This is a genomic window from Stutzerimonas kunmingensis (assembly GCF_014764705.1).
GTDB lineage: Bacteria > Pseudomonadota > Gammaproteobacteria > Pseudomonadales > Pseudomonadaceae > Stutzerimonas.
Map to the genome: position 1 here is coordinate 1 of NZ_JACXXG010000090.1, position 1,192 is coordinate 1,192.

The window sequence follows — 1,192 nt, forward strand, 5'->3', positions numbered from 1 at the left end:
CTAGTGTCCTGAGCGGTTAGTTCAATAATCTATTTTTCATCGCGCCCAGTTTAGCTTTGTGCACTGAGCTGATGATCGATTCGGCCGTTTTATTCCATTTGAATGGCTTGGCGGAAAGCTCGTTGTGGGCCTCGATGAAGTGGCGAATAGCCGTTTTCAGATCTGCCACACTGGTAAACGCGCCACGATACAGCGCTCGCCTTTCCAGTCGCGCGAACCAGCCTTCCACCGCGTTTAACCACGAAGCACTGGTCGGCGTGAAATGCAGCTTGAAACGTGGGTGCTTCTCCAGCCACTGCTTGATGGCGGGGGTCTTGTGCGTCGAGCTGTTATCCAGGATCACATGCAGATCCAGTTCGGCGGGCGTACTGCGGTTGATCTGTTGCAGGAACGCCAGAAATTCCTTGGCCCGGTGGCGCTGAGTGATTCGCCCGATGACCTTGCCCGTCAGGATGTCGAAAGCGGCATACAGGCTGGCAGTGCCATGACGCTTGTAGTCGTGAGTACGTCGCTCAATCTGCCCCGGGCGCAATGGCAACATCGGTTGGGTGCGGTCCAGCGCCTGGATCTGGGTTTTCTCATCAACCGATAGCACCAGAGCGTTATCCGGCGGGTTTAGGTAAAGCCCGACTACATCGACAACCTTGTCCGCAAAATGCGGGTCGTTGCTGATTTTGAACGTCTTCAGGCGATGCGGTTTGAGGTCGGCAGCGGCCCAGACCTGGCGAACCTGCCAGGTCGTGACGCCAGCATATTTGGCCATCAACCGGACGCTCCAATGCGTTGCCTCACGGGGCACGCGGCGGGTCGTTAGCGTGAGGATGTCGTTGACTTTCTGCGCGCTGAGCTTGCGTGGCTGACCACTGCGAGGCAGGTCGTTCAGGCCCTCGAGACCGGCCTCTAGATAGCGTTTGCGCCATTTGAACACCACCGGCGCGGAGACCAGAAGCTGCTCACTGACCTCTTTGGGCGTCACTCCGTCAGCCAATAGCAACAGAATACGAGCACGCTGCGCGAGGTTCTGCGCCAGCGAGCCCATCCGTAACCACCTTTGCAGGGTGGAGTGATCGGACGGCGTTAAGACAAAGCAGGCGGCGGGCTTGGCCATGTGGGTTACCGGTCAGTGGCTTCGGAGCCACGCCAGTATAACGTTACATCATTAAATAAACGAACTACCCGCTCTGGACACTAG

1 protein-coding gene is annotated in these 1,192 nt (G+C 57.4%); it reads right to left on the reverse strand.

The window, feature by feature from the left end:
• Window positions 1-16 precede the first annotated feature (16 nt).
• Entirely contained in the window at window positions 17-1,108 is a 1,092-nt protein-coding gene (locus IEG05_RS23050) for an IS630 family transposase (protein ID WP_191122778.1), read from the reverse strand.
• Window positions 1,109-1,192: the final 84 nt, after the last annotated feature.